At 68.4% G+C, this 26,722-nt stretch carries 23 protein-coding genes and 2 pseudogenes; 10 read left to right on the forward strand and 15 right to left on the reverse strand.

The features are described from left to right. Window positions 1-87: 87 nt before the first annotated feature. Window positions 88-696: a hypothetical protein gene (locus H149_RS23240; RefSeq protein WP_020650108.1), complete on the reverse strand. Its 609-nt coding sequence runs from the start codon at window positions 694-696 to the stop codon at window positions 88-90. A gap of 563 nt (window positions 697-1,259) precedes the next feature. On the opposite strand from H149_RS23240, the gene fadB reads away from it, so the two are divergent. Continuing rightward, entirely contained in the window at window positions 1,260-3,428 is a 2,169-nt protein-coding gene (fadB, locus tag H149_RS0112550) for a fatty acid oxidation complex subunit alpha FadB (RefSeq protein WP_020650109.1), read from the forward strand. A gap of 36 nt (window positions 3,429-3,464) precedes the next feature. Next, entirely contained in the window at window positions 3,465-4,625 is a 1,161-nt protein-coding gene (gene fadA / locus H149_RS0112555) for an acetyl-CoA C-acyltransferase FadA (protein ID WP_020650110.1), read from the forward strand. 58 nt (window positions 4,626-4,683) lie between these two features. Here fadA and H149_RS0112560 read toward each other — a convergent pair whose 3' ends face one another. Continuing rightward, window positions 4,684-5,538: an AraC family transcriptional regulator gene (locus tag H149_RS0112560; RefSeq protein ID WP_020650111.1), complete on the reverse strand. Its 855-nt coding sequence runs from the start codon at window positions 5,536-5,538 to the stop codon at window positions 4,684-4,686. A gap of 99 nt (window positions 5,539-5,637) precedes the next feature. On the opposite strand from H149_RS0112560, the gene H149_RS0112565 reads away from it, so the two are divergent. Beyond that, a complete protein-coding gene (locus H149_RS0112565; protein WP_026353131.1) occupies window positions 5,638-6,858 on the forward strand; it encodes an MFS transporter in 1,221 nt (406 codons plus the stop codon). A gap of 222 nt (window positions 6,859-7,080) precedes the next feature. Here H149_RS0112565 and H149_RS0112570 read toward each other — a convergent pair whose 3' ends face one another. Beyond that, window positions 7,081-8,115, reverse strand: a complete 1,035-nt coding sequence (locus H149_RS0112570; protein ID WP_020650113.1) for an isocitrate/isopropylmalate dehydrogenase family protein — start codon at window positions 8,113-8,115, stop codon at window positions 7,081-7,083. Window positions 8,116-8,333: 218 nt separating this feature from the next. Between H149_RS0112570 and H149_RS20865 the strand changes: the two genes are divergently transcribed. After that, on the forward strand, window positions 8,334-8,699 hold the full coding sequence (locus H149_RS20865) for a Rieske (2Fe-2S) protein (protein ID WP_020650114.1): 366 nt from the start codon (window positions 8,334-8,336) through the stop codon (window positions 8,697-8,699). Between the two features lie 13 nt (window positions 8,700-8,712). Here H149_RS20865 and H149_RS0112580 read toward each other — a convergent pair whose 3' ends face one another. The 9 genes from H149_RS0112580 to H149_RS0112625 form a co-directional block, all read right to left on the reverse strand. Continuing rightward, window positions 8,713-9,621, reverse strand: a complete 909-nt coding sequence (locus tag H149_RS0112580) for an alpha/beta hydrolase (RefSeq protein ID WP_020650115.1) — start codon at window positions 9,619-9,621, stop codon at window positions 8,713-8,715. A gap of 9 nt (window positions 9,622-9,630) precedes the next feature. Further along, window positions 9,631-10,329, reverse strand: a complete 699-nt coding sequence (locus tag H149_RS20870) for a TetR/AcrR family transcriptional regulator (RefSeq protein ID WP_020650116.1) — start codon at window positions 10,327-10,329, stop codon at window positions 9,631-9,633. Window positions 10,330-10,366: 37 nt separating this feature from the next. After that, window positions 10,367-11,749 (reverse strand): flavin-containing monooxygenase, encoded by a 1,383-nt coding sequence (locus H149_RS0112590; RefSeq protein ID WP_020650117.1) that lies wholly within the window; start codon window positions 11,747-11,749, stop codon window positions 10,367-10,369. A gap of 128 nt (window positions 11,750-11,877) precedes the next feature. Continuing rightward, the gene (locus H149_RS0112595; protein WP_020650118.1) at window positions 11,878-13,965 is read right to left on the reverse strand and encodes a M13 family metallopeptidase; all 2,088 of its coding nucleotides are present in this window, start codon (window positions 13,963-13,965) and stop codon (window positions 11,878-11,880) included. Window positions 13,966-14,050: 85 nt separating this feature from the next. Then, entirely contained in the window at window positions 14,051-14,824 is a 774-nt protein-coding gene (locus H149_RS0112600) for an enoyl-CoA hydratase (protein ID WP_020650119.1), read from the reverse strand. Window positions 14,825-14,947: 123 nt separating this feature from the next. Then, entirely contained in the window at window positions 14,948-15,412 is a 465-nt protein-coding gene (locus H149_RS0112605; RefSeq protein WP_020650120.1) for a hotdog fold domain-containing protein, read from the reverse strand. Between the two features lie 11 nt (window positions 15,413-15,423). Then, the gene (locus H149_RS0112610; RefSeq protein WP_020650121.1) at window positions 15,424-16,299 is read right to left on the reverse strand and encodes an alpha/beta hydrolase family protein; all 876 of its coding nucleotides are present in this window, start codon (window positions 16,297-16,299) and stop codon (window positions 15,424-15,426) included. Window positions 16,300-16,416: 117 nt separating this feature from the next. Continuing rightward, window positions 16,417-17,316 (reverse strand): LysR substrate-binding domain-containing protein, encoded by a 900-nt coding sequence (locus tag H149_RS0112615; protein ID WP_020650122.1) that lies wholly within the window; start codon window positions 17,314-17,316, stop codon window positions 16,417-16,419. A 277-nt stretch (window positions 17,317-17,593) separates the two neighbouring features. Then, a complete protein-coding gene (locus H149_RS0112625) occupies window positions 17,594-18,100 on the reverse strand; it encodes a PaaI family thioesterase (protein WP_020650124.1) in 507 nt (168 codons plus the stop codon). Between the two features lie 61 nt (window positions 18,101-18,161). Between H149_RS0112625 and H149_RS0112630 the strand changes: the two genes are divergently transcribed. Continuing rightward, window positions 18,162-18,680 (forward strand): winged helix-turn-helix transcriptional regulator, encoded by a 519-nt coding sequence (locus H149_RS0112630; RefSeq protein WP_020650125.1) that lies wholly within the window; start codon window positions 18,162-18,164, stop codon window positions 18,678-18,680. Between the two features lie 9 nt (window positions 18,681-18,689). On the opposite strand, the gene H149_RS22245 is transcribed toward H149_RS0112630, so the two are convergent. Then, complete coding sequence (locus tag H149_RS22245) at window positions 18,690-19,979, reverse strand: GGDEF domain-containing protein (RefSeq protein ID WP_020650126.1); 1,290 nt, start codon at window positions 19,977-19,979, stop codon at window positions 18,690-18,692. Window positions 19,980-19,985: 6 nt separating this feature from the next. Further along, window positions 19,986-21,830, reverse strand: a complete 1,845-nt coding sequence (ilvB, locus tag H149_RS0112640) for a biosynthetic-type acetolactate synthase large subunit (RefSeq protein WP_020650127.1) — start codon at window positions 21,828-21,830, stop codon at window positions 19,986-19,988. A 151-nt stretch (window positions 21,831-21,981) separates the two neighbouring features. Here ilvB and ilvN point away from each other — a divergent pair, with 151 nt between their 5' ends. Together ilvN and ilvC are read left to right on the forward strand one after the other, a co-directional pair. Then, window positions 21,982-22,485, forward strand: a complete 504-nt coding sequence (gene ilvN / locus H149_RS0112645; RefSeq protein ID WP_020650128.1) for an acetolactate synthase small subunit — start codon at window positions 21,982-21,984, stop codon at window positions 22,483-22,485. 86 nt (window positions 22,486-22,571) lie between these two features. Then, the gene (gene ilvC, locus H149_RS0112650; protein WP_026353133.1) at window positions 22,572-23,588 is read left to right on the forward strand and encodes a ketol-acid reductoisomerase; all 1,017 of its coding nucleotides are present in this window, start codon (window positions 22,572-22,574) and stop codon (window positions 23,586-23,588) included. 78 nt (window positions 23,589-23,666) lie between these two features. Here ilvC and chrA read toward each other — a convergent pair whose 3' ends face one another. After that, window positions 23,667-24,851: a chromate efflux transporter gene (gene chrA, locus H149_RS0112655; RefSeq protein WP_020650130.1), complete on the reverse strand. Its 1,185-nt coding sequence runs from the start codon at window positions 24,849-24,851 to the stop codon at window positions 23,667-23,669. A 121-nt stretch (window positions 24,852-24,972) separates the two neighbouring features. Here chrA and pssA point away from each other — a divergent pair, with 121 nt between their 5' ends. The 3 genes and pseudogenes from pssA to H149_RS24395 all read left to right on the forward strand — a co-directional run. Next, window positions 24,973-25,770, forward strand: coding sequence for a CDP-diacylglycerol--serine O-phosphatidyltransferase (gene pssA, locus H149_RS0112660; RefSeq protein ID WP_020650131.1), 798 nt, complete (start codon window positions 24,973-24,975; stop codon window positions 25,768-25,770). 294 nt (window positions 25,771-26,064) lie between these two features. Continuing rightward, window positions 26,065-26,445: pseudogene (locus tag H149_RS0112665) on the forward strand (hydroxymethylglutaryl-CoA lyase-like TIM-barrel protein); the annotation flags it as partial. 129 nt (window positions 26,446-26,574) lie between these two features. Next, window positions 26,575-26,722: pseudogene (locus H149_RS24395) on the forward strand (IS5/IS1182 family transposase); the annotation flags it as partial.

The following is a 26,722-nucleotide window of genomic DNA, read 5'->3' on the forward strand; positions in this document are numbered from 1 at the left end:
GTCAGTACGCGCCGCGCCGCCGTTTGCGGCCCGAAGCGCCAACGAAAAAGCCCTCCATGCGGAGGGCTTTTCGCGGCCAGCCGAGCTTCAGTTCGGCGACGGCGACGGCGACGGCTGCGTGGCGGCGGGAGCTTCGCTGCCCGGAGTCGCCGGCTCGCTGCCATGCTCGGCCGCTTCCTTCTTGCCTTGCGAGGTGGCGAGGAAAGCGCGCGAGAGCGGCGACGGCGTGATGTTCTGCACCGCCGCGACGACCGGCTCGGCGGCCTCGGCGACTTTCTTCTCGGCCGTGGCGATCGCCTTCTTGGCCTGGGTCTCGACCTTCTTGGCCGCGGCCTGTGCTTTCTTGACGTCCTTCTTGATGACGGTCTCGACCTTCTTCAGGTCCTTCTTGGCGGTCTTCTGTGCCTGGGCCGCGGCGGCCTGGACCTGCTTGACGACCTTCTTGGCCTTGGCCTTGGCGCCGGCTTCGGCCTTCTTGACCTTGGCGGTGTTCTTCTTGACCGCGGCCTTGACCTGGCTGACGGCCTTCTTCGCCTTGGTCTTCAGCGCGGCCAGCTTGCTCTTGGCGGTCGACTTGACCGGAGCCTTCTTGGCGACAACCTTCTTCGCAACTTTCTTGACGGCCTTCGTCGCCTTGGCAGCCTTCTTGGCGACGCCCTTCCTGGCGGCGGCCGTCTTGGCCGCGACCTTCTTCACGGCGCCTTCTTGGCAGCCTTGGCCGGGCCCTTCTTCGTGGACTTCTTCATAAGCGTGGCAAGCTCCATACGGTTTGCGGCCGAGTCGGCCAGGGATACAGATGCAGCGAGAACGCAGCAGCACGGCGGGCGGCCAGACCGGCCCGCGGTTCGGTAATGCGGAATACGCGCCGGCGGCGAGTGGCATCCATGCCGGCGCGGGACGAGCAGGGCGGCCCGGAGCGCAGTACGGAGCTGCCGGCGGCAGTCCGTCGTCTCATCGCGCTGTGTGCAAACTGGCGTTCCGGGTGCGCCACGAACTCCCCTTGACTTTTCCCCCGAAAAGGTGTGCCCGAGTGTAGGCAAGGCCTAAAACATTGTCAAAAAATAAACACATGCGATGCCGTCGCGAGCGGCATGAAGACGGCTCGTGACGCCGCCCGGTAGCGGCGTCGAAAGGCGCATCGGGTTTCACGATGCCGGCCGCGCCGCTATGATGGCCGCCCATTCAATTCTGCTGGCGCGGTATTCTAGATTTCCATAACTGCGCCGACCCTTTTTCCATCGTTGAGCGAGGTGTTTGTAATGTCCAACGCGCCCATTTATCAGGGGCAGTCCATCCAAGTCGAAAAACTGGACGGCGGTTTCGCCGAACTGCGCTTCGACCGCCAGGGTGACGCCATCAACAAGTTCGACGCGCGCACCGTCAAGGAACTCGGCGAAGCCGGCGAAGCGCTGAAGAAGGACGGCTCGATCAAGGGTCTGATCGTCACCAGCGGCAAGGATTCGTTCATCGTCGGCGCCGACATCACCGAGTTCGGCGCCAACTTCCAGAAGTCCGAAGAAGAGATCGCCGGCTGGGCCTACGAGGCCAACAAGGTGTTCAGCGCGATCGAAGACCTGCCGTATCCGACCGTCACCGCGATCAACGGCCTGGCGCTCGGCGGCGGCTTCGAGATGGCGCTGTCGACCGACTACCGCGTGATGTCGACGAGCGCCCAGCTCGGCTTCCCGGAAGTCAAGCTCGGCATCTTCCCGGGCTTCGGCGGTACGGTTCGTTTCCCGCGTCTGGTCGGCGCCGACAACGCGATCGAATGGATCGCCGCCGGCGAGCAGCAGAAGCCGGAAGCGGCGCTGAAGGTGCACGCGGTCGACGCCGTGGTCGCGCCGGACAAGGTGAAGGCGGCGGCGCTGAAGCTGCTGCAGCAGGCGGTCGACGGCAAGTACGACTGGAAGGCGCGCCGCGCGCAGAAGACCGGCAAGCTGCAGCTGAACCCGATCGAAGCGATGATGGTGTTCAGCACCTCCAAGGCCTTCATCGCCGGCAAGGCCGGCAAGAACTATCCGGCGCCGCTCGCCGCCGTCACGGCGATCGAGAAGGCCGCCGGCAAGACGCGTGACGAGGCGCTGAAGATCGAGGGTCAGGGCTTCGCCAAGGTCGCCAAGACCACGCAGGCGGACGCGCTGATCGGCCTGTTCCTCAACGATCAGCTGATCAAGAAAAAGGGCAAGGGCTACGTCAAGGCCGGCAAGAAGGTGCAGCACGCGGCCGTGCTCGGCGCCGGCATCATGGGCGGCGGCATCTCCTACCAGTCCGCCGTCAAGGGCGTGCCGGTCATCATGAAGGACATCGCCGACAAGGCGCTGGACCTCGGCATGGAAGAGGCCAACAAACTGCTGGCCAAGCAGGTGGAGCGCGGCAAGCTCACGGCCGAGAAGGCCGGCCACATCCTGTCGACGATCCGGCCGACGCTGAACTACGGCGACTTCAAGACCGTCGACATCGTCGTCGAGGCCGTGGTCGAGAATCCGAAGATCAAGAAGTCGGTGCTCGCCGAAGTCGAGAGCCAGGTCAGGGAAGGCACGATCATCGCGTCGAACACCTCGTCGATCTCGATCGACGAACTGGCGACGGCGCTGAAGCATCCCGAGAACTTCCTCGGCATGCACTTCTTCAACCCGGTGCACCGCATGCCGCTGGTCGAGGTGATCTACGGCGAGAAGACCTCGAAGGAAGCGATCGCCACGGTCGCCGCCTACGCCGCCGCCATGGGCAAGACGCCGATCGTCGTCAAGAACTGCCCGGGCTTCCTGGTCAACCGCATCCTGTTTCCGTACTTCTACGGCTTCCTCGGCGCGCTGCGCGACGGCGCCGACTTCGTGAAGATCGACAAGGTCATGGAAGGCTTCGGCTGGCCGATGGGCCCGGCCTATCTGCAGGACGTGGTCGGCATCGACACCTCGCACCACGTCGGCGACGTGCTCGCGGAAGGCTATCCGGACCGCATGAAGAACACGACCGGCGAGAAGACCGCGCTCGACGTGATGTACGAGAACAAGCGCTTCGGCCAGAAGAACGGCGTCGGCTTCTACAAGTACGAGACCGATCCGAAGGGCAAGCCGAAGAAGGTCGCCGATCCGACGACGTACGAGCTGCTCAAGCCGGTCCAGAAGGGCCAGGTCGACATGAGCGAGGAAGAGATCGTCGACCGGCACATGCTGCCGATGATCATCGAGACCGTGCGCTGCCTCGACGACGGCATCGTCGAGACGCCGACCGAGGCCGACATGGGCCTGATCATGGGCATCGGCTTCCCGCCGTTCCGTGGCGGCGCGCTCAAGTACGCCGACACGATCGGCATGCAGACCATCCTCGACAAGTGCGCCAAGTACGCGCAGCTCGGCAAGCTCTACGAGCCGACCGAGTCGATGAAGAAGATGGCCGCCGAAGGCAAGACCTACTTCCCCAAGTAAGCCCTTCGCGCACGAATTCGATTCTGGAGATTTGCAATGACTGATGTCGTGATTGTTGATGCGATCCGCACGCCGATGGGCCGTTCCCGCGGCGGCGTGTTCCGCAATGTGCGCGCCGAAGCACTGTCCGCGCACCTGATGAAGGAAATGCTCAAGCGCAACCCGGCGGTCAAGCCGGACGAGATCGAGGACGTGATCTGGGGCTGCGTGATCCAGACGCTGGAGCAGGGCTTCAACATCGCCCGCAACGCCTCGCTGCTCGCCGGTCTGCCGCAGTCGGTGTCCGGCCAGACCGTCAACCGCCTGTGCGGTTCGTCGATGACGGCGATCCACGCCGCGGTCGGCGCGATCAAGGCCGGCGTCGGCGACGTCTACCTCTGCGGCGGCGTCGAGCACATGGGCCACGTGCCGATGACGCACGGCTTCGACGGCGCGCCGGAACTGTCGCTCAATACCGCCAAGGCGTCGGCGATGATGGGCCTGACCGCGGAAATGCTGACGCAGACCCACCAGATCAACCGCCAGCAGCAGGACGAGTTCGCGCTCGCCTCGCACCAGAAGGCCTACGCCGCCTGGAAGAACGGCGAGTTCAAGAACGAGATGGTGCCGGTCGAAGGCCACGATGCCGACGGCGCGCCGCTGCTCGTCGACTTCGACGAAGTGGTCCGCCCGGACGCCAACCTCGCCGATCTCGGCAAGCTCAAGCCGGCCTTCAACCCGAAGGGCAGCGTGACCGCCGGCAACAGCTCGGCGCTTTCCGACGGCGCGTCCTGCGTGCTGGTGATGTCGGCCGACAAGGCCAAGGCGCTCGGCCTCAAGCCGCTCGCCAAGATCGTCGCGATGGCCTCGTCGGGCTGCAACCCGTCGATCATGGGCATCGGCCCGGTGCCGGCCTCGCAGAAGGCGCTGAAGCGCGCCGGCCTCGACATCAGCAACATCGACTACTTCGAGCTGAACGAAGCCTTTGCCGCGCAGTCGCTGTCGGTCATGAAGGACCTGAAGATGCTCGACCGCATGGACCGCGTGAACCTCAAGGGCGGTGCGATCGCCCTCGGTCACCCGCTCGGCTGTTCGGGCGCGCGCATCACCGGCGCGCTCGCGCACGTGCTGAACGAGAAGGGCGGCGAGTTCGGCCTGGCGACCATGTGCATCGGCATGGGCCAGGGCATCGCCACGATCCTGCAGCGCGTGAACTGAGCACGCGTTCGCGGTTCGAGCGGTATACGAAGGGTCGGGCGCAAGCCCGGCCCTTTTTTCATGCCCGCGCCTTGCCGGCCGGCCGGCGCGCGCCGCGCCGTGGCCATGGTGCCTCGTCCGGCGTTTCGAAGAAGGCGCTGGGCGTGATGCCGAACTGGCGCTTGAACATGGTTGCGAACGCGCTCGGGCTGCCGTAGCCGAGCGACAAGGCGACGTCGAGCACGCGCGCGCCGCCGGCGAGACGTTCGAGCGCCTGCAGCAGGCGCGCCTGCTGGCGCCACTGCGCGTAGCCCATGCCGGTCGCGCGCACGAAGCGGCGGTGTAGGGTACGCGGGTCGATGCCGAGGGCCCGGCTCCACTGCGCGGCGGTGCGCGGATCATCCGGGGTCCGCGCCAGCGTGGCGCAGATCGGCCGCAGCCGCGCGTCGTCGGGCTCGGGCAGGTGCAGCGGCAAGGTCGGCAGCGTGCGCAGTTCGTCGAGGAGCAGCTTCATCAAGCGGCCGTCGCGGCTGTCGTCGGCGTACGGCGGCGCGATGTCGAGCGCGGCGATGATCAGTTCGCGCAGCAGCGGCGAGATGCCGATCACCGCGCATTCGGTCGGCAGCCCGGGCGCTGCATCGGTGCGGATGAAGGCTGTGCGCATGTGCACGGCGCCGACCATGCGAACGACGTGCTCGGTGCCGGCCGGAATCCAGATGCCGCGCGTCGGCGGCACGATCCACTGGCCGTGCCGGCTGCCGACGACCATGACGCCACGCACCGCGTGCAGCAGCTGCGCCTGCGGATGCTGATGAGTCGGCGTCGCATGGCCCGATGCGTAATCGATCGCCATCGCCACGACTGGCGCGGCGCCGCGATCGTAACGGCGATAGTCCGGTTTGCCGTCGGTGTGCTGTCCGAAACTCGAAGTCATGCGCCCTATTCTCGCAGGACAGGCATGGACTTGCCGCTTACGATGCGCGCCGCTGTCGCCGGCATCGGGCCGGCGTCACGTTCATTGCACAGGTGAGCCATGCAAGGCAGTACTGCGAGTCCGATGCCGGCGAGCGCGCAAGCCGGGCGCACGGGTTTCGGCGTTCTCGGCGCGATCAGCTTCGCGCATTTCCTCAACGACATGATCCAGTCGCTGATTCTCGCGATCTATCCGCTGTTCAAGAACGCGTTCGCGCTGAGCTTCGCGCAGATCGGCCTCATCACGCTGACCTATCAGCTCACCGCGTCGCTGCTGCAGCCGGCGATCGGCCTGTATACCGACCGGCGCCCGCAGCCGTACTCGCTGGCGCTCGGCATGGGCTTCACGCTCGCCGGCCTGCTGCTGATGGCGGTCGCGCCGAGTTTCGGCGTGCTGCTGCTGGCCTCGGCGCTGGTCGGCACCGGCTCGTCGATCTTCCATCCGGAATCGTCGCGCATCGCGCGCATGGCCTCGGGCGGACGGCACGGACTCGCGCAGTCGCTGTTCCAGGTCGGCGGCAACGCCGGCAGCGCGGTCGGTCCGCTGCTCGCGGCGCTGATCGTGATTCCGCACGGCCAGCGCAGCCTGGCGTGGTTTTCGGTGGTGGCGCTGCTGGCGATCGGCGTGCTCTGGCAGATCGGCGGCTGGTATCGGCGCCAGCACCGGGCGAGCAAGGCCCGCGCGTCCGTGCCGGTTTCGCCGCTGCCGCGCAGCCGGGTGATGCGGGCGATGGCGGTGCTGATGCTGCTGGTGTTCTCGAAGTATTTCTACCTCGCCAGCATCATGAGCTACTTCACCTTCTATCTGATCGAGCGTTTCGGGCTGACGGTCGCCGCGGCGCAGGTGCATCTATTCGCATTTCTGTTCGCGGTCGCCGCCGGCACCGTGCTGGGCGGGCCGATCGGCGATCGCATCGGCCGCAAGCGCGTCATCTGGTTTTCGATTCTCGGCGTCGCGCCGTTCACGCTGGCGATGCCGCATGTCGGCCTTGCCTGGACCGGCGTGCTCAGCGTCGTCATCGGCTTCGTGCTGGCGTCGGCGTTCTCGGCGATCCTGGTCTACGCGCAGGAACTCGTGCCGGGCAAGGTCGGCGCGGTGTCGGGCCTGTTCTTCGGCTTCGCGTTCGGCATGGGCGGCATCGGCGCCGCCGTGCTCGGCCGGCTCGCCGACGCGCACGGCATCGTCTACGTCTACCAGCTCTGCGCGTGGCTGCCGCTGCTGGGCCTGCTGACCGTGCTGCTGCCCGATCTGCGCGCCGCGCCGGCCGCCGGCCGCGGCTGAGCGCGCGTTCGTCCACGAAAAAGGGGCCGGTCGTGCGACCGGCCCCTGTACGTGAAGGGAGCGTGTCTTTCGGGAACCTCCGAAAAAGCGCCTGCATCGTCCTGGTGAGGCGCCGCTGGCGACGAAGCAATCCAGTGGCGCACGACGCAGGCGGCGTCTCGGCTCTGGATCGCTACCTCCGCCGCGCGGGGCCGCGCGACGACGGCGTGATGCAGACCTTCCTCAGCTGCCGTTCTTGATGCGCGCGACCAGCGCGGCGGTGAAGGTCTTGGTGTCGGCCTTGCCGCCGAGGTCGCCGGTGCGAACCTGGTCGACGTTGAGGGTGTCGTCGATCGCCTTGCGCAGGCGCGTGGCCTCATCGTGCAGCTTGACGTGGTCGAGCATCATCGCCGCGGCGAGCATCAGCGCGACCGGGTTGGCGATGCCCTTGCCGGCGATGTCCGGCGCCGAGCCGTGCACCGCCTCGAAGATCGCCGCGTCGGTGCCGATGTTGGCGCCCGGCGCCATGCCGAGGCCGCCGACCAGGCCGGCGGCGAGATCGGAGAGGATGTCGCCGAACAGATTGGTCGTCACCAGCGTGTCGAACTGCCAGGGATTGAGCACCAGCTTCATCGCGCAGGCATCGACGATCACTTCCTGCATCTCGATCTTGCCGGCGTACTTGGCCTTGTAGAGCTTGCGCGCCTCGTCGAGGAAGATGCCGGTCAGCGCCTTCATGATGTTGGCTTTGTGCACCACGGCGATCTTCTTGCGGCCGAGCGCGATGGCGTGTTCGAAGGCGTATTCGAGCAGGCGGTGCGAGCCCTGCCGGGTGTTGACGCCGGTGGCGATCGCGATCGCTTCCGGATCGCCGTCCATCGGGATGTAGTGTTCGTAGCCGGTGTACAGGCCTTCGAGATTCTCGCGGAAGATCAGCAGGTCGATGTTGTCGTAGCGGCCGCCCGGAATCAGCGTGCGCGTCGGCCGCACGTTGGCGTAGAGCTTGAAGGCCTCGCGCAGGCGCACGTTGCTGGAACGGTAGCCGCCGCCGGACGGCGTCTCGAGCGGACCCTTGAGCGCCAGGTGGGTGCGGCGGATGCTGTCGAGCGCGGCGGGCGGCAGCGGATCGCCGGCGCTCTTGATGCCGGCGAGGCCGGCCTGCTGCACGTCCCAGTCGAACGAGACCTTCAGCGCTTCGAGTGCGGCCAGCGTGGCGTCGACGATCTCGGGGCCGATGCCATCGCCGGGAATCAGGGTTGCGGGAATGCTCGTGCTCATGTCTTTTATTTCTGGAATCTGTTGTTTCATGGGGAGGCGCGGCGGGCCCGAGGCGGGCGTCGCCCGCTCGACACAGTAGCCGCCTTTGCCGGCCTTGGGTATTGGGACAATCCACAGGTCTGGCGACGGGCCAGTGGCGAGGCGCTTTGCGTGTCGCGCCGCTGGACAGGCGTGGCGACGCAAGGCACGCTGCCGCGCAAATTTACTTGGGGGAAGTCATGAGCGAGCAGGAAATCGCGCGGTCCGAGCAGGTCCGCGAGAACGCGGTGCATCTGGTGCGCCTCGGCAAGCAGGCGCTGCTGCTGTCGCGCGTCGACGGCGTCGTGCACGCGGTCGAGAACCGCTGTCCGCATCTGGGTCTGCCGCTGGCGCGCGGCGAAGTCGCCGACGGGGCAATCCGCTGCCCGTTCCATGGCTCGCGCTTCAGCCTCTGCGACGGCCGCAATCTCGACTGGGTGAACGCGCTCGGTCCGGTGACGCTGCCGGAGTGGAGCCGCCGGCTCGTGGCGCTCGGCAAGCAGCCGACCGGCCTGCAGACCTTCGCGGTGCGCGAGCGCGACGGCGCGGTCTACCTGGAACTCTGAAGGCGCGCCGTCTTCAGCCGAGCGTGCGGCGGAAGAATTCGAGCTGATCCCGCGACGACTGCGCGAAGCCGGCGCCGACGTAGATGTCGAAGTGCCCGAAGTCGTACAGCTTGAGCTCGGCGCGCGGGCCGAGCTTGTCCGCCAGCGCGATCGCGGCGTCCGCCGGTGCGACCGTGTCGCGCCGGCAGGCGCCGATCAGCACCGGACAGCGCACGCGCGCGGCGGCGGCGATCGGCCGGTACAGCGGCAGCTGCAACGCCAGGCGCGCGCTCATCTGGTTGCGCCAGCCGGGCGGCGCGATCGCGCGATAGCCGCTTTCGGCGTCGGCGCTCGACATCGCCGCGAAGCCGCCGGGCGGCGCGATCAGCGGCACGTAGACGGGCGCGCGGCCCAGCCAGGCGCCGAGCTGATCGCGCAGGCCGGCGGCACTGAGCCGCAGCAGCGTGCCGACGCCGGCGTAGCGCAGCAGGTTCAGCACCGCGGCGCGGCCGTCCATCATCGGCCCCTGCGCTGAAACGGCGGCGATGCGGCCGTCGCGCGCCGCGGCGACGATGACGTGGCCGCCGGAGAACGACGAGCCCCACAGCGCGATCTTGCCGGCATCGACGCCCGGCAGGCGCCGCGCGCAGGCGATCGCCGCCGCCCAGTCGTCGAGCTGGCGGGGCACCGACAGCAGCTGGCGCGGCTCGCCGTCGCTCGCGCCGAAGTGGCGGTAGTCGAACAGCAGCACGCCGTAGCCGGCGGCGCGGAATGCCTCGGCGTACGGTTCCAGTCCGGCGTCGCGCGTGCCGCCGAGCCCGTGCGCCATGACGATGCAGGGCCGCGCGCCGCTCGCCTCGGGCGCGTAGAACCAGGCACGGCAGGTCGTGCCGGCACTGTCGAACTCGACGTCGCGGCGGTGGGGTGGCGGGTGCGAGGCCATCGGAACTCCCTAGCGGGCGGCGCCGCGCAAGGTGCGCGGGCCGATGCGGATCATACTGACGGCCTCTGCGGCCGGCGCCGGAGCGCCGCCGATGCCGCGCCGGAACAGCTCGGTGACGTAGCGGGCGATCGCTTCGGGCTCGCGCTGCGGCTGCTCGGCCATCAGCCGGCACAGCTCGTAGCCGGCGCCGAACGAGATCGCCGTCAGCACCTCGGCGTCGGTCTGCGGAAAGACGCCGCGGCTGATCGCGTCGCGCAGATCGTCCTTCAGCGAGCGCAGCATCAGACCGAAGATGTTGTCGTGGTAGAGCGCGCGCAGCACCGGCTCGTTGCGGAACATCATCACGAAGAACGAGGGATCGGCCTGCACTTCCTGCAGGGCGCCGAGATAGGCGCCGTGGAAGAAGTCCTCGATGCTCGTCGCCTGTTGCCGCGCCGCGTGGATGCGCGTTTGCAGATGGGCGAGGCGCGCGTCGGTCAGCGCGCGGAACACCGATTCCTTGTCCGGAAAATAGTTGTAGAACGTGCCGGCGGCGAGCCCGGTGGCGCGGATCACGTCGCGGATCGTTACCGTCTCGTAGCCGCCGTCGATGAAGCAGCGCCGCGCCGCGTCGAGGATCGCGGCGCGGTTGCTCGCCTTGTTGCGGGCGCGCTTGCCATCCGTGGCGGATGCAGCGGCGCGGGACGGCGGTCGGCGGGTCGGGCTCATGCGCCGATTATCGACGATGCCGCGCAGCCGGCACGACTCAGGCCGCCTTCATGCGGTTCATCGCCGAGGCCTGTTCCTTGAGGCGGAAGATCGAGGCGTTCTGCGGGCGCGGATGCGGACCGTCGCCGGCCTTCCTCAACTCGGCGAACAGGTCGCGGCGAAAGTCGGCGTAATCGACTTCCGTGGAGTGTCGCGGCGTCTCGACGAAACGGAAGTGCGGATGGCGGCGCTCGTGCTCGATCGCCGCCTTCATGTCGGCCGGGCGCCGGTAGCGGCCGAGCAGTTCCAGGCAGGCCAGGCGCGCCTGATAGTCGGCGAGCGGCCAGATGCAGCCGAGCGGCTGGAACAGGCCGATGAAGTAGAGGTTCGGCACCTGCTCGTGAAACATGCGCCGCCACAGCGGTACGTAGGTCGCGTCCTCCCAGTCGATGAAGGCTTTGTCGAAGAACGGGAAGGTGATCCGGTAGCCGGTCGCGGCGACGATGGTGTCGAACTCGTCGCTGCTGCCGTCGCTGAAATGGACGCGCCGCCCGTCGAGGCGGGCGACGCCCGGGCGCGGCTTGATCTCGCCGTGGCCGATGAAATAGATCAGCTCCGAATTCAGCGTCGGATGGCCTTGCAGGATCTTGTACTCGGGCTTCTGCAGGCCGAAGCGTTCGTTCCTGCCGCCGATCATGTTGACCGAGGTCTGCATCGCCCATTGCCGCAGCCAGTTCGGCAACCATGCGGCTTTTTCGTAGACCACGTCGCCGGGCAGGCCGAACATGAACTTCGGCAGGAACCAGTGGCCGCGCCGCATCGAGATCGACACGTGCGGCGAGACGCGCGCGCATTCGACGGCGACGTCGGCCGCCGAGTTGCCGCCGCCGATGACCAGCACGCGCTGGCCGCGGAAGGCTTCGCCGCGCTTGAAGCGGTGCGAATGCATGAACTCGCCGTCGAAATGTCCCGGATACGAGGGCAGGCGCGGATTCCAGTGATGGCCGTTGGCGACCATCAGCACGTCGAAGGTTTCCCGCTGCTCGCCATCAGGACCTTTGCTGCGAATCTGCCAGAGACCCTGCGCGTCACGCTCGGCGTGCAGCACCTCGGTGTGGAAGCGGATCTTCGGCAGCACGCCGAAATGGCGCGCGTAGTCCTGGAAGTAGGCCTTCAGGTGCGTGTGGTGCGGATAGTCCGGCACGCCGTCGGGGAACGGGTAGTCCTCGTACTCGGAGTAGTACTTCGAGCTGATGATGTGCGTCGTCTCGTAGACGCTCGAATGGCCTTCCTGCTCGCGGAACACCCAGTTGCCGCCGACCTGATCGGACTTCTCGAAGACGACGAGGCCGTCGCCGAGTCCGAGCTGCAGGCATTCCTTGGCCGCCGCGATACCCGATGGACCGGCGCCGATCACGGCGATGCGCTTGGCTGCGCTCATGGGTCTCTCCTCCGTTATCGATCTGTACCGCTGCCGGCAGCATGAACAACGGTGACGCAGGCGTCAATTTCGCCCTCCAACAAGAACGCCGGCCATCGAGGCCGGCGTTCGGAGCCGCGGACGGCGCGCTACCAGATTGCGATCCGGTGCTCGCCGCTGCGCACCATCGCGTCGCCCGGCTTGCAGTCGAAGGCGGCGGCGAAAGCCGGCATGTTCGACGGCGCGCCGATCGCGCGGAAGCGGTCCGGCGCATGCGGATCGGAGGCGATCACCAGCTTTTCCATCTGCGGCGTGAAGCGGCTGCGCCAGGCGGTCGCGTAGCCGAAGAAGAAGCGCTGGTCGCGGGTCAGGCCGTCGATCTTCGGATCGGCCTGGCCGGCGTCGGCCATCTGCAGGGCGTCGTAGGCGATGTTGATGCCGCCGAGATCAGCGATGTTCTCGCCGAGCGAGATGCGACCGTTGACCTTGGTGCCGTCGGCCGTGGCATAGCTGTCGAACTGCGTGATCAGCTTCCGGCTCAGCGCCTCGAAACGCTTCTGGTCGGCGTCCGTCCACCAGTTCTCGAAGTTGCCGCTCGGGCCGAAGCGCGCGCCCTGGTCGTCGTAGCCGTGCGTCATTTCGTGGCCGATTACCGAGCCGATCGCGCCGTAGACGAGCGCATCGTCGGCCTTGGGGTCGAAGAACGGCGGCTGCAGGATCGCGGCCGGGAACACGATCTCGTTCTGCAGCGGGTTGTAGTAGGCGTTGACGGTCTGCGGCGTCATCGTCCATTCGCTGCGGTCGACCGGCTGGCCGATCTTGCCGAGCTGCCAGCGGTAGTTGAAGGCCTCGGCGGCGAGCGCGTTGCCGAGGTAGTCGTCCGGCTTCGTCGCCAGGCCGCTCCAGTCGCGCCACTTGTCCGGGTAGCCGATCTTGGGCATGAAGGTCTGCCACTTGGCGAGGGCCTTCTGCTTGGTGGCATCGCTCATCCAGCTGAGCTTCTCGATGCGCGCCTTCAGCGCCGTGCCGAGATTGGCGACCAGCTGCTGCATGCGCGTCTTCGACTCGGGCGGGAAGGCGAGCTTGACGTAGAGCTGGCCCATCGCCTCGCCGGCGCCGGCGTTGATCGCGCCGAGCACGCGCTTCCAGCGCGCGCGCTGTTCCTTCTGGCCGCCGAGCGTCTTGTTGTGGAATTCGAAGTGCTCGGTGACGAACGCGCTGCTCAGATACGGCGAGGCGCCGTCGACGAGGTGGTAGCGCAGATAGCTCTGCCACTGCGCGGCCGGCACGTCGGCCAGCATCTGGCTGACCTCGGCGTGGAACTCGGGCATCGACAGCGAGAACATCGCCGGCAGTGCGACGCCCTGCGCGGCGAAGAACGCCGTCCACGGGAAGTTCGGCGTGAGCTGGTCGGCCTCGGCCGGTGTCACCGGGTGGTAGTACAGGGCGACGTCGCGCGACAGGTCTTCCTGTGACTTCGAAGCCTTGGCCAGGCGCGTCTCGAAGGCCATGACGGCCTTGGCCTGCGCGGCGGCGGCGTCGGCCGGCACGCCGGAGAGTTCCAGCACCTTGGCGACGTGCGCGACGTAAGCGGCACGGATATCCTGCTTGTCGGCGGCGAAGTAGTAGGTCTTGTCGGGCAGGCCGAGGCCGCCCTGCGAGGCGTAGGCGATGTTCTGCGCCGAGTTCTTGAAATCGGCTTCGGGCGCGAAATCGAACAGCGGGTTCTGGCCTTCGGCGGCGATCTTGCGCAGGTAAGCGGCGATCGCCGCGCCGTCGGCGAGCGCGTCGATCGCGGCGAGGCGCTCCTTCAGCGGCGCGATGCCGAGTTGCTCGATCTTCTGTTCGTCCATGCCGGAGGTCCAGAAGTCGGCAATGATCTTGTCGATGCCGGTGTTCGCGGCCTGGCCGGCGAGGTGCTCGGCGATCTGGTGCTGCACGTCGAGCGAGCGCTCGCGCAGCGCCGCGAACGGCCCCCACCAGACCTGATCGGCCGGAATCGGGTTGGCGTCGAGCCACTTGTCGTTGGCGTAGGCGGCGAAGTCGTCGCAGGCCTTCTTGCTGGTATCGAGATCGGCGGTCGAGAAGCCGATCACCGGCGTCAGCTTGCTTTCGTCGAGCGCCCAGGCGGCGGCCGGCGCGGCAGCGGCCCGGGTCTGGCTGTCGTCGGCGGCGCGCTTGCACGCCGCCAGGCTCGCGGCGCAGGCCAGCGCCAGCAGGACGGTTTTGCCTTGCATGAAAAATCCCCCGGGGTTCAATGGTGCCCGGGGGACTGTACGGCGCAGCGCGCCCGGGCGATAGAGTGATCGCCCGGGGTGCGGTTCAGCTGAACTTCGAGAAGTCCGGCTTGCGCTTCTGCATGAACGCGGTCAGCGCTTCGAGCGCTTCCGGCTGCTTGAGCATCGGCACGAAGTGGTTGACCTCGACGCCGATCACTTCCTTGACCTGTTCGCGCGTCCAGCGCTTGAGCAGCGTCTTGGCGGTGCGCATCGCGTTCGGCGGCTGCGCGGCGAGCTTCAGCGCCTGGGCGCGGGCGTGGGCCTGCACTTCGGCGTCGGGCAGCACTTCGTTGACCAGGCCGTACTCGCGCGCTTTGGCGGCGGAGAACATCTCGCCGAGCAGGATCAGTTCGGCGGCGCGGGCGTGGCCCATGATCGCCGGCGCGATCAGGCTCGAGGCGAACTCGGGGCAGATGCCGATGTTGACGAACGGCATCTGGAAGCGCGTCTTCTCGCCGGCGTAGACCAGGTCGCAGTGCAGCAACGCGGTGGTGCCGATGCCGATCGCCGGGCCGGCAACGGCGGCGACGATCGGCTTGGTGGCGTCGACCATCGCCTGCATGAACTGGGCGATGACGTTGCCGCCGGCGTTTTCCGGCGTGTTGAGGAAATCGGCGAGGTCGTTGCCGCTGCTGAAGCAGTCCGGCGTGCCGGTGAACAGGATCGCGCGCACCTCCGGATTGTGGTTGGCGGCGCTGAAGGCTTCGCCCATCGCCTTGTACATCGCGCCGCTGATGGCGTTCTTCTTGTCGGGGCGGTTGAGGCGGATCGTCAGCACGCGGTCCTGCAGTTCGGTGACGATGTGGTCGGTGCTCATGCGCGTTCCTGGCGGGTTCTAAAGTGGAACCGCTAGTGTAGCGGCAGCGCCACCGGCATCGACCTCGTTCGGGTGGACGACGCGAGGCGACGGTAATCGCGAATGCCGCGGCGGCTCGGGCCGTTATGCGGTGCGCCGCGGCGAGACGTACATGGTGATGTCGGCTTCCATCACCGCTTCTCCGGCGCGGTTGGTGACGCGTACCAGCACGATGACGTCGCCGTGCAGCGTCGCCTCGAACGGCGGCGCTTCGGCGCGCGCGAGCAGGGCGCCCTCCGCCTTCTTCAGATAGCGCACGCTCATGCCGCGCGGAATCCAGCGCAGCGAGGTCGGCAGCGAGGCCTCGACCATGGTGCCGGCGGCGAGTTCGCACATCGCGCACAGGGCGATCGCGTTGACGGTGCCGAGGTGGTTGTGGACCGCGCGGCGGTCGCGGATCGCGACTTCGCACAGGCCGCTGCGCAGCTCGCGGATGTGCGGCGAGATCGACGCGAAGTAGGGCGCGCGCCAGGTCACGGCGCGGGAGAACAGGCGCGTGCCGAGCGGATAGCGGCGCACGCGGGCGTACAGGGAGGCGAGGCGATTCATGCGGGTGTTCCTCAGGCGGCCATGGCGAGCTTGGGGGCCAGCGCGTCGTGCAGCCAGCCGAGGGTGGCCGGCCACAGCGCCTGCGACGCCGGCCGGAAGAAGCCGAAGTGGCCGACGCGGCGCAGGCCGTAGGCGCGGCCGTCGAGCACGCGCACGTCGCGTTCGGCGTTGCGGTAGAAGTCGGCCAGCGCCTGCACGGCGGACAGCGGCGCATAGAACGGGTCGTCGGCGATCGCGTAGAAGCGCATGCGGCCGCGGAACGCGTCGAAGTGTTCGCGCAGCGGCTGGCCGCGCTCGTCGCTGATGTAGTGCGGGCTGCGGCACCAGCGCGCCCATTCGTGCGCCACGCCGCCGGGCAGCTCGTGGCCGATCAGTGCGGCCGGCACGCGGCCGGCGGTGTGCGCGGCGATCGGCAGCACGCCGTACCAGAGCGCGGCCATTGCCGGCTGCAGGCGGGCCGGCCACAGCCGCCAGTAGCCGCTTTGCGAGGCGACCGCGAGCGCGGCGTCGACGAGCCGGTTGTTCGGCGCCAGGCCCAGCAGCTGGCCGCCGGCCGAGTGGCCGATCGCCGCGATCGGCAGCCGCGGGTAGCGTTGCGCGAGCGTCTGCAGCATCGCCGCCAGATCGCGCTCGCCCCACCAGCGCATGCGCAGCTGCGACGGCCGGGCGGCATGCCAGCGGCTGTCGCCGATGCCGCGATAGTCGTAGCTGAGCACCGCGTAGCCGTGCTCGGCGAGGTACCGGGCGTAGGCACGGTAGTAGCGGCGCGGCACGCCGGTCGCCGGATTGATCAGCGCCGCCGCGCGTGGCGCGCGCCCGGGCTCGAACAGCGTGGCGGCGAGCGGATGGTCGTCGCTTGCCAGGACGGTCAGCTGGATTTCGCGCATGTTGCGCTCCGCAAGAGGGTGCCGGTGCAGTGTCGGCGCGCGCGCGCCTCGCCGACAAACGAAAACGAGCGCCCCTTCGCGTGAAACGCCTTCATCCGGGCGGGTGCCCGCACGGCCTCACGCGAGCAATGCGGGCAGCTCCGCCTGCAGCCAGTCGCGGAAGGCGCGGACCTCGTGGCGGTCGTCGTCGTGCTCGCGGTATAGCAGGTAGTAGCGCTGCGGGATCTCGGTGTGCAGCTTCGGCCAGGGCTGCGCGAGCTTGCGGCGATGCAGCCAGGGATTGACCATCGGCACCAGGCCCAGCGTCAGGCCGAGGCCCTGCTCGGCGGCGCGCAGGATCGCCAGATAGCTGTCGAGCCAGAGGTCGTTTTTCGGCGGCCCGAAGTCGATGCCGGCGAGCCGCGCCCAGTCCGCCCACGCATTCGGCATCGGGCTGGAGTGGATCAGCGTGACGCCGTCGAGATTGCCGGGGCCGCGGCGGCGCAGCTCGCGCGCCAGCGCCGGCGCGCACACCGGCACCGCCGACATGCTCAGCAAGGGCACGCAGCCGAGTTTCGGCCAGCGCCCGTCGCCGAAGCGCAGCGCGATGTCGAGGTCCTCGTGCAGCAGGTCGACCGGCCGCAGCGTGGTCTCGATGTGCACGTCGATGTCCGGGTGCTGGGCGCGGAACGCGCTCAGCGCCGGCAGGATCACCTCGCTGCCGATGAACGGACCCATGCTGATCTTCAGCCGCGCGCGGCCGTGGCGCTGGGCGACGCGGTGGCTGCCGTCGCGCAGCCGCTGCAGTGTGTCGCGGACGACGGCGAGGTAGTCGCGGCCGCCGTCGCTGAGTTCGAGCGAGCGGTTGCCGCGCCGGAACAGCGCGAAGCCGAGGAAGCCTTCGAGCGCCTTGATCTGATGGCTGATCGCCGAGGCCGTCAGATGCAGCTCCTCGGCGGCGACCTTGAACGACAGCGTGCGCGCCGCGGCCTCGAAGGCCTGCAAGGTGTGCAGCGGCGGCAGACGGCGGAATTTCACGGGTGCCGCGCCTGTACGACGCGCGGCTCGTGCCTGCCGGCACCTGCCCCGGCCGGCGCGCGGCCGCCGCGGCCGTCGCCGCAGCGGCGCGTGAGCTGGCGCATCGCTGCGCCACGTTCGCGGGCGACACGCGCGGCGACGAACGGCACGAAGCGCCGCTGACGGGCGTGGTGCGGGCCCGGCCGCCCGGCGATGGCGCCGATCGTGCCCGCTGCGTCGCCGCGATGGAGGCTGAACCCTTGCATGCGCGGATTGTCGCCGGCCGCCGCGCGCGACGCTACGCGGCGGCGCGGGTCTGCTCGATCGGAAAGATCAGGCAGGTGGTGACGGCGTGCGCGAGCAGCTTGCCGTCCTCGCCGAACACGCGACCTTCGGCGGTTGCCAGCTGGCGGCCGCGGTTGATGACGGTGCCGACGCCGCGCACGCGCATGCCGGGCAGGATCGTGCGCGTCAGGTTCACCTTCAGCTCGACGGTGGTGTAGCCCTCACCGACGGCGAGCGTCGAATGCACGGCGCAGCCCATCACCGAGTCGAGCAGGGTGCAGGCGTAACCGCCGTGCACGCTGCCGAGCGGATTCAGGTGCTGGTTTTGCGGCGCACCGTGCATCACGACTTCACCGGCGGCGGCGCTGCCCATCGTGATCGCCATGATCTCGGTGATCGGCGGAGCCGGCAGGCGGCCGTCGACGATGGCCTGCAGGAACTGCAGGCCGCTCATGCTGCCGCGCTCGGCCGGTGGCACGACGCCGTAGCGCAGGGTGGTGGAGGCGGGGCTGTCGGCCATGGTGTCGGTCTGGCTTTGGATTTGGAAGCCTGAGTCTGGCCGCGCTATGCTGGCTTTGTCAATGAAAGCCAGAGACCGCAAGAGTCCCGAGGTCGAGACGCCCGCGCCGATCACGCCTGAGCAGCGGCGGCGTTTCGGCGCGGCGTGTTCGGTCTCCGCCGCGGTCGAGTTCATCGGCGATCGCTGGAGTCTGCTGCTGCTGCGCGAGCTGTTTCAGGGCGTGCGTCGCTACGACGATTTCGCCCGGCACACCGGCTGCTCGAGCGCGGTGCTGTCGGCGCGCCTACGCAAGCTGGCCGATGCCGGCATCGTCTGCCGTCAGGTCTACCGCGACGACGGCGCGCGCGCGCGCTACGAGTACCGCCTGACCCGCAAGGGTGTCGATCTGCTGCCGGTGATCGTCGGCCTGATGCAATGGGGCGATCGCCACGCCGCCGGTCCGGGCGGCGGTCCGCTGCTGCTGCGCGACCGGCGCAGCGGTGAGCGCCTGCGCGTCGCGCTGGTCAACGAAAGCGGCCGCCTCGTCGAGCCGCGCGATTCGGTGCCGACGCTGAATCCGGACTTCGTGCCGCCGCGCTGAAGCGCGGCCTCAGGTCAGCACGCGATAGCCGTTGCGGCCGCGGCGCTTGGCCTGGTAGAGACATTCGTCGGCGCGCCGGTAGGCATCGGACAGCGGCTCGCCGGCGCGAACGATGACGGCGCCGACGCTGCAGCTCATGACGCCGAGCGGACTGCCCTTGTGCTCGATGCCGAGGTTGCCGATCGCGGCGACGATGGCCTCGGCGCGCGGCGCCGCGGCTTCGGGGTCGCAATCGTAGAGGAGCAGGACGAACTCCTCGCCGCCGATGCGCGCCGCCATGTCGAACGCGCGGCGGGCGAGCCCCGACAGGGCCAGCCCGCTCTCGGCCAGCGCGCCGTCGCCGTAGTCGTGGCCGTAGTGATCGTTGAGCGTCTTGAAATGGTCGAGATCGACCAGCGCGAACAGCATCGTGCGTTCGGGTTCGCGCTCCAGCGCCAGGCTCAGCGTTTCGTAATGCTCCTCGAACGCGCGGCGGTTCGGCAGGCCGGTCAGCGCGTCGCGATAGGCGAGGATTTCGAGCAGCACGTTCGCCGCCCACTGCCGCCGCAGCGACAGACGTGTCCAGATCACCGACATGAACACCATGCCGATCAGGATCACTTCCATCAGCCAGGCCGTCGGGCTGCGATGGGCGATGCTGTCCGGCCACAGCCGCGTTGCGGCGCTGGTACAGACGACGTAGGCGCCGATCAGGACCAGGCAGCGGCTCAGCGGCAGGCGCGCCAGTGCCAGCACCGAGACCGGCACGGCGACCGCGAGCGAGGGCTCGATCTCGAACCCGGCGCGGCCGCTGAGATAGCGGATCGACTCGATGGTGACGATCTCGATGATGAACGCGAGGATCATCAGCCATTCGACGAACGGCGCGTCCGGGCGTTGCGCGATCGCCGCGGTGAGCGCGGCGAACAGCGGTGCCATCAGACCGAGCGAGATGATCGTGATCAGCCGGAACGTTTCCGGCGGCGCCATGAAGGCGAGCGGCGTCCAGATCGGCGCGGTCGCGAACACCAGGCCGGTCAGCAGCGCGACGCTGATGCGCGCGGTGCGCGCCGACAGCCGGGTGTACTGCTGGAACTCGTGCTCGAGCGGCTGCGGGAAGCGGAAGCGATGCGTCTGCGCCTGCGCGACCGCTTCGAGCTGCTGGATGTCGGCGGCGCCGAGTTCGTCAGTGCGGCGACGGTCGGGCCGCGACAGCTGGAAGCGCGTCAGGCTCGCGGCCGTCCGCTGCCAGCGCTGTGCGCCGGCGGCGGACGGGGTGGAGCTCGCTGCGGTCTCGGGCGCGTCACTCGCCGGCGGCATCAGGCCTCAGAACATCTGGGTCGATTGCGCATCGACCTTGTCGGGTTTGGCGGCGGTGCGCGACGGGATCCATTCACCGGTGATCATCTGGTCGTAGCCCTGGCCCGGGCCGACCATCGGATACACCGACGCCATCGGATCGATCACGACTTCGAGCAGCGCCGGCCCCGGGAAGGCGATGAACTCGCGCACCACGCGCGGCAGGTCGGCCTTGTGCCCGACGCGCACCGCGAACTTGTAGCCGTCGGCTTCGGCCGCCTTGATGAAATCCTTGGTGTGCAGGCTTTTCTCGGAGCCGGCGTAGCGCGACTCGAAGAACAGGCGCTGCCACTGTTTCACCATGCCGTCGCCATAGTTGTTGAGCACGACGATCTTGACGGGAATGTTGTAGGTCGTCGCCGTCTCGAGCTCGCCGAAGTTCATGCGGATCGAAGCGTCGCCGTCGATGTCGATGACGATCTTGCCGGGCTGCGCGTAGGCGGCGCCGAGCGCGGCGGGCAGGCCGAAGCCCATCGTGCCCATCGAGCCGGACGTCAGCCACAGGCGCGGCGATTTGAAATCGAAGTACTGCGCGGCCCACATCTGATGCTGACCGACGCCGGTGGCGACGATCGCCTCGCCCTGCGTCAGCCGGTTGATTTCCTCGATGACGGCGTGCGGCTGGATCAGCTCGCCGCCGCGCTCGTAGTTCATCGCGTAGGTCTTCTTCAGATCGGCGATGTGCGCGTGCCAGTCGGCGTAATCGGGCTTGAAGCCCTGACCGGCGAGATACTCGCGCAGGCCGTCGAGCGCGCGGTTCAGCTCGCCGACGTGGTGCCAGTGCACGCGCTTGACCTTGTTGATCTCCGACGGATCGATGTCGAAGTGCGCGATCGCGCGCGCCGACGGCGCGAACTTGGCCGGATTGCCGGCGACGCGGTCGTCGAAGCGGGCGCCGATCGCGATCAGGAAATCGCAGTCGTCGACCGCGTAGTTCGCGAACGCGGTGCCGTGCATGCCCAGCATCTGCAGGCACAGCGGCTCGGTGGTGTCGACTGCGCCGATGCCCATCAGCGTCGTCGTCACCGGAATGCCGAAGGCGCCGGCGAACGCGCGCAGGCTCTGCGCCGCCTCGCCGTGAATCACGCCGCCGCCGGCGTAGATCAGCGGCCGCTTGGCCGCACCCAGCAGCTCATGGAACGCGGCGGCCTGTTCCGGCTTGATGGTGTTCTCGTAGACCGCCTTCAGGCGTGCGCGGTAACCGGGCAGCGGCAGGCGGCCTTCGCCCTTGAACGGGCCGGACCAGTTCTGCACGTCCTTCGGAATGTCGACGACGACCGGGCCGGGCCGGCCGGTGCGGGCGATCTCGAAGGCCGTGCGCACCGTCGCCTCGAGCTTGGTCGGGTCGGTGACGAGGAACACGTGCTTGGCGGCGGCGCCCATGATCGAGCTGATCGGCGCCTCCTGGAAAGCGTCGGTGCCGACCGCGGCGGTCGGCACCTGGCCGCAGATGACGACCATCGGGATCGAGTCGGCGGTGCAGTCGCGCACCGGCGTGACGGTATTGGTCGCGCCCGGGCCGGAGGTCACCATGCAGACGCCGACCTTGCCGGAGGCGCGCGAGTAGCCGGCCGCCATGAAGCCGGCGGACTGCTCGTTGGCCGGTACGATCAGCGGCATCGGCTCGGCCATGCCGGGCTTGGCGTGGCGGGCATTGAAGCGGAAGATCGCGTCGTAGCTGGGCAGGATGGCGCCGCCGCTGTAACCGAATACGACATCCACGCCCTCGTCGGCCAGGATCTGGACGAGGATGTCCGCGCCGGTCATCGTCTGGCCAGCAAGCGGATGCGGGGTCTTCAGCACAGCGTTCATGGAATGTGGGTTCGCGGCAGTGGGGCGGACGGGGGCGCGAGTTTACCGCCATTTGGGGGGCTGCCCCAATAGTCCGCAGGCCGTGTTCGTGCTAGCCGTCCGGCATTTTCTTGGTGATTTTAGGGGCGCGAGCCACTAAGATGCGCGCCCTATGCGTCATATCATCTCGATCCTGCTGCAGAATGAAGCAGGCGCGCTTGCCCGCGTCGCCGGCATGTTTTCGTCGCGCGGCTACAACATCGATTCGCTGTCGGTCGCGCCGACGCACGATCCGCTGGTGTCGCGCCTGACGCTCGCCACGACCGGCTCCGATGCGGTCATCGAGCAGATCATCAAGCAGACGCGCAAGCTGGTCGACGTCGTCGAGATCACCGATCTGTCGAGCGCCGATCACCTCGAGTGCGAGCTGGTCATGCTGAAGATCGACGTCGCCGGCGTGAACACCCGCCAGGTAATCGACTGCATCCGCAGCCGCCGCGGCGTGATCCTCGACGAGACCGAGAACACGCGCATCGTGCAGCTGGCCGGCACGGGCGCCGAGATCGACGCCTTCGTGCAGGAGGTCGCCAAGCTGGCGACCGTGCTCGAACTGGTACGCTCCGGCCTCGCGGCCATGCAGCGCGGCCTGCAGTCGATGGCGATCCCGTCGGTATAGCGCCGATTTCGCGCAGGCCCCTTCGAAGCGCCAACGCGGCGCGCTGTCCTCAAATCTGTATCAAGACCTGGAGTCCCGCTGTGAGCATCAATGTGTACTACGACAAAGACGCCGACCTGTCGATCATCCAGTCGAAGAAGGTCGCGATCGTCGGCTACGGTTCGCAGGGCCATGCCCATGCGCTGAACCTCAAGGACAGCGGCGTCGACGTCGTCGTGGCGCTCCGTCCGGGTTCGGCGACCGCGAAGAAGGTCGAGGCGGGCGGTCTGCAGGTCAAGAGCGTCGCCGACGCCTGCGCCTGGGCCGACCTGGTGATGATCCTGACGCCGGACGAGTTCCAGTCCGAGCTGTACAAGAACGAGATCGAACCGAACATCAAGAAGGGCGCGGCGCTGGCCTTCGCGCACGGCTTCGCGATCCACTTCAACCAGGTCGTGCCGCGCGGCGATCTCGACGTGATCATGGTCGCACCGAAGGCGCCGGGCCACACGGTTCGCAACGAGTACACCAAGGGCGGCGGCATTCCGGACCTGATCGCCGTCTACCAGGACGCCAGCGGCCAGGCCAAGCAGCTGGCGCTGTCGTACGCCTCGGCGATCGGCGGCGGTCGCTCCGGCATCATCGAGACCACGTTCAAGGACGAGTGCGAGACCGATCTGTTCGGCGAGCAGGCCGTGCTCTGCGGCGGCGCCGTCGAACTGGTCAAGGCCGGTTTCGAGACGCTGGTCGACGCCGGCTACGCGCCGGAAATGGCCTACTTCGAGTGCCTGCACGAGCTCAAGCTGATCGTCGACCTGATGTACGAAGGCGGCATCGCGACGATGAACTACTCGATCTCGAACAACGCCGAGTACGGCGAGTACGTGACCGGCCCGAAGGTCATCAACGCCGAATCGCGCAAGGCGATGCAGCAGTGCCTCGCCGACATCCAGACCGGCAAGTACGCCAAGGCCTTCGTGCTCGAAGGCAAGACCGGCTACCCGGAAATGACCGCGATGCGCCGCCTCAACGCCGCGCACCCGATCGAGCAGACCGGTGCCAAGCTGCGCGCGATGATGCCGTGGATCGGCAAGAACAAGCTGGTCGACAAGTCGCGCAACTGAAGACGGGCGGCGCGCGTCGCGCCGCACGTTCGCAAGCAGCAGCAAAGAGGGGCGTCGCCAGGCGCCCCTTTTTTTGTTTCAGCGCAGACCGCCGAGCCCTGCGGCCGCGACGCAGCCGGCGACGGCGCCGAGCGCACCGCGGCCGGCGGCCAGCCAGGCCAAGGCTGCGAGCGCGATCAGCAGATCGCCCGGCGCGAGCAGCGCCGAGCGACAGACCGGATCGTAGAACGCCGCCGCCAGCAGCCCGACGAGTGCGGCATTGACCCCGGCCAGCGCCGCCGCGGCGCGCGGCCGTCGCGACAGGGCCTGCCAGTACGGCAGCGCGCCGCCGACCAGCAGCAGGCCCGGCAGGAAAATCGCAAGCACGCCGAGCAGCGCGCCCGGCAGCGGCGGCAGGCCGGGCAGGCTGGCGCCGAGGAAGGCGGCGATCGTGAACATCGGCCCGGGCACCGCCTGCGCGGCACCGTAGCCGGCGAGGAAGCGGTCGGCGTCGACCAGTCCCGGTTCGACCAGCAACTGCTGCAGCAGCGGCAGCACCACGTGTCCGCCGCCGAACACCAGCGCGCCGGCGCGGTAGAACGCCGCCGCCGCACGCAGCGGCAGCGGCGCGTCGTGCGGACACAGCAGCGCGAGCAGCAGCAGGCCGGCGAACAGGAGCAGCAGGTACAGGCCGGTGCGGCGGGGCGGCGTCCAGCCGGCGCGATCGGCCGGCAGCGGCGGAGCGTCGCGACAGGCGAGCAGGCCGAAGGCGGCGCCGGCGGCGACCGCCGCGAGCGGCGCCAGCGGCGCGGCGCCGGACGCGAGCAGCGCGGCGATGGCGCCGGCGAACAGCAGGCGTCGCGCATCCGGCAGGGCGGCGCGTGCCATGCCGTAGAGCCCGTGTCCGACCACCGCGACGGCAACCAGCTTGAGTCCGTGTGTCAGCGGCGCGGTCAGCGCGCCGAGCGTCGGCAGCAGCAGCGCGAACGCCAGCATCAGCAGCGCCGATGGCGCGGTGAAGGCGACGAAGGCGGCGATCGCGCCGGGCCAGCCGGCGCGGCCGAGGCCGAGCGCGAAGGCGGTCTGCGAGCTTGCCGGTCCCGGCAGGAACTGGCAGAGGGCGACGAGGTGCGCGTACTGCGCGTCGTCGAGCCAGCGCCGGCGTTCGACGAAGGCGCGACGATAATAGGCCAGGTGCGCGACCGGTCCGCCGAAGGCGACCAGCCCCAGATGCAGGAACGCGGCGAAGACCTCGCGGACGGCGGCGGCGGAAAGGGTCGGCATGCGGGCCGGCGAGTGAGAGGTGAGCGCCGAGCCTAGGCGAGCTCGGCGCGGCCGGCCAGTGTCTACGTATCGTCCGATTCGAACGGGTAAGATTCGCGCCTCAATCGAGATCGATCGCACGATGAACGCACCCCAGCCGGTCAAGCGTCGCAAGGGCATCTACCTGGTGCCGAACCTGCTCACGACCGGAACCCTGTTCGGCGGCTTCTATGCCATCGTCATGGCGATGGCCGGCCAGTTCGAGCACGCCGTGTTCGGCATCTTCGGCGCGATGATCGCCGACGGCCTCGACGGCCGGGTCGCGCGCCTGACCAATACGCAGACCGATTTCGGCAAGGAATACGACTCGCTGTGCGACATGGTCGCGTTCGGCATTGCGCCGGCCGTGCTGATCTACGCGTTCTCGCTGCACTATCTCGCCGAGTACCGCTGGATCGGCGGCAAGCTCGGCTGGGTGATCGCCTTCGCCTACGCCGCCTGCGCCGCGCTGCGCCTGGCGCGCTTCAACGTGCTGGCGGCGATCGCCAGCTCGAACAAGGACTTCTACGGCGTGCCGAGCCCGGCCGCGGCGGCGGTCGTGACCTTCTTCGTATGGAGCTGCGTCGACGACAGCCACTCGCTGTTTGCCTGGGTGTCGGGACACGTGCCGCTGCAGGGCCATGAGGTGCTCGGCTTCGCGGCGCCGCTGACGCTGGCGACGGCGCTGTCGATGGTCTCGAGCATCCGCTACAACAGTTTCAAGAAGCTCAATCTCAACACGCGCCTGCGCTTCCTGTCGCTGGCGGCTGTGATCGGCGTGTTCGCGCTGGTGCTGATCGATCCGCCGCGCATCCTGTTCCTGGTGTTCTTCGGCTACGCGCTGTCGGGCCCGGCGGTGATCGTCTGGCGTCGGCTGCGGCGCAGGCCGGCGGCCGCCTGATGGACGGCGTCGTTCGCCGGCGTTGAGGGTTTTCCCTTGCGGCGAATTGTTCTATAGTTCCGCGCCATGAATCGCGCCCGTCATGCCGACGTCTTCGCTGCCCGCACGCTCCGTGCGGCGCCGGCGCGCGCGTTCTCGCTTCTTCTTGGTCTCGCGCTTCTGCCGTAAGGCAGACCAGCGACCGCGCCAGCACGGGGCCGAAACCGTGCAAACCGACCCGAAGAATCCATCCAGAATCCGCCGCGACCCGGTTCACGACCGTGTCCGTGCCCGGCCAGGAATGCCGTCATGACCATGCTGAAAAACCCTTCGACCAAGTACCGTCCGTTCAAGCCCATCCACCTGCGCGACCGGCAGTGGCCGGACGCCGTGCTCACGAAGGCGCCGGCTTGGCTGTCGATCGATCTGCGCGACGGCAATCAGGCGCTGATCGAGCCGATGAACGTCGAGCGCAAGCTGCGCATGTTCCGCGAACTGGTGCGCATCGGCTTCAAGGAGATCGAGGTCGGCTTTCCGAGCGCTTCGCAGACCGAGTTCGACTTCGTCCGGCGCCTGATCGACGAAAAGCTGATCCCCGACGACGTCGCGATCCAGGTGCTGACGCCGGCGCGCGAGCACCTGATCCGCCGCACCTTCGAGGCGCTGCAGGGCACCAAGCAGGCGATCGTGCATATCTAGTCGGCCCTGAACAACCCGCCCGCCCCTTACCCGGCGCGGGCTGAGCACCCTTGAGGCCTTGCCGAATCCTCCAGTTTCCAGTGCAATCGCATTCACTTTCTGGAAGATTTGGAGCGCAGGTTTTCAATGACCACCCCGGACTTTTTCCGCGCCCGGCTGGATGCGATGATCGATCTGCGTCACCCGCTCGCGGTATTGGCAACCCGCATGCCGTGGGCCGAGATCGAATCGGCGCTGGCGCCGTGCTTTGCCCGTCAGGACCGGCAGGGACGCC

Source organism: Solimonas variicoloris DSM 15731 (genome assembly GCF_000382285.1).
In the GTDB taxonomy this organism is placed as follows: domain Bacteria; phylum Pseudomonadota; class Gammaproteobacteria; order Nevskiales; family Nevskiaceae; genus Solimonas; species Solimonas variicoloris.

Excerpts from the sequence above, each read along its gene's own strand:
- fadB (WP_020650109.1), top strand. The coding sequence starts at position 1,260 with ATGTCCAACGCGCCCATTTATCAGGGGCAGTCCATCCAAGTCGAAAAA.
- fadA (WP_020650110.1), top strand. The coding sequence starts at position 3,465 with ATGACTGATGTCGTGATTGTTGATGCGATCCGCACGCCGATGGGCCGT.
- H149_RS0112560 (WP_020650111.1), bottom strand. The coding sequence starts at position 5,538 with ATGACTTCGAGTTTCGGACAGCACACCGACGGCAAACCGGACTATCGC.
- H149_RS0112565 (WP_026353131.1), top strand. The coding sequence starts at position 5,638 with ATGCAAGGCAGTACTGCGAGTCCGATGCCGGCGAGCGCGCAAGCCGGG.
- H149_RS0112570 (WP_020650113.1), bottom strand. The coding sequence starts at position 8,115 with ATGAGCACGAGCATTCCCGCAACCCTGATTCCCGGCGATGGCATCGGC.
- H149_RS20865 (WP_020650114.1), top strand. The coding sequence starts at position 8,334 with ATGAGCGAGCAGGAAATCGCGCGGTCCGAGCAGGTCCGCGAGAACGCG.
- H149_RS0112580 (WP_020650115.1), bottom strand. The coding sequence starts at position 9,621 with ATGGCCTCGCACCCGCCACCCCACCGCCGCGACGTCGAGTTCGACAGT.
- H149_RS20870 (WP_020650116.1), bottom strand. The coding sequence starts at position 10,329 with ATGAGCCCGACCCGCCGACCGCCGTCCCGCGCCGCTGCATCCGCCACG.
- H149_RS0112590 (WP_020650117.1), bottom strand. The coding sequence starts at position 11,749 with ATGAGCGCAGCCAAGCGCATCGCCGTGATCGGCGCCGGTCCATCGGGT.
- H149_RS0112595 (WP_020650118.1), bottom strand. The coding sequence starts at position 13,965 with ATGCAAGGCAAAACCGTCCTGCTGGCGCTGGCCTGCGCCGCGAGCCTG.
- H149_RS0112600 (WP_020650119.1), bottom strand. The coding sequence starts at position 14,824 with ATGAGCACCGACCACATCGTCACCGAACTGCAGGACCGCGTGCTGACG.
- H149_RS0112605 (WP_020650120.1), bottom strand. The coding sequence starts at position 15,412 with ATGAATCGCCTCGCCTCCCTGTACGCCCGCGTGCGCCGCTATCCGCTC.
- H149_RS0112610 (WP_020650121.1), bottom strand. The coding sequence starts at position 16,299 with ATGCGCGAAATCCAGCTGACCGTCCTGGCAAGCGACGACCATCCGCTC.
- H149_RS0112625 (WP_020650124.1), bottom strand. The coding sequence starts at position 18,100 with ATGGCCGACAGCCCCGCCTCCACCACCCTGCGCTACGGCGTCGTGCCA.
- H149_RS0112630 (WP_020650125.1), top strand. The coding sequence starts at position 18,162 with ATGAAAGCCAGAGACCGCAAGAGTCCCGAGGTCGAGACGCCCGCGCCG.
- H149_RS22245 (WP_020650126.1), bottom strand. The coding sequence starts at position 19,979 with ATGCCGCCGGCGAGTGACGCGCCCGAGACCGCAGCGAGCTCCACCCCG.
- ilvB (WP_020650127.1), bottom strand. The coding sequence starts at position 21,830 with ATGAACGCTGTGCTGAAGACCCCGCATCCGCTTGCTGGCCAGACGATG.
- ilvN (WP_020650128.1), top strand. The coding sequence starts at position 21,982 with ATGCGTCATATCATCTCGATCCTGCTGCAGAATGAAGCAGGCGCGCTT.
- chrA (WP_020650130.1), bottom strand. The coding sequence starts at position 24,851 with ATGCCGACCCTTTCCGCCGCCGCCGTCCGCGAGGTCTTCGCCGCGTTC.
- pssA (WP_020650131.1), top strand. The coding sequence starts at position 24,973 with ATGAACGCACCCCAGCCGGTCAAGCGTCGCAAGGGCATCTACCTGGTG.